Annotated in this window: 1 pseudogene; it reads left to right on the top strand. The window is 59.7% G+C overall.

Annotation, left to right across the window (positions count from 1 at the left end):
- Positions 1-236 (top strand): annotated as a pseudogene (locus ACZ3HG_RS24875) (VENN motif pre-toxin domain-containing protein); the annotation flags it as partial.

The following is a 236-nucleotide window of genomic DNA, read 5'->3' on the forward strand; positions in this document are numbered from 1 at the left end:
TTCGATGTTACGGTCGGCAACCATACGCAGCTGGATGGCGCAGTGCTTGCCAGTCGCGCAGAGGCTGACAAAAACCGGCTCGACACCGGTACGCTTGGCTTCACAGATATCGCCAACAAAGCGGATTACAAAGTCGAACACGTCGGCGGCGGGTTCAGCACCGGGGGAAGTATTGCCGGCAACGTGATCGGCAATATGGCCAGCAACATGCTGACCGGGCTCGGCGGTAGCGGGCA

The sequence above is a fragment of the Erwinia sp. PME.40.26/001 genome (assembly GCF_055556675.1).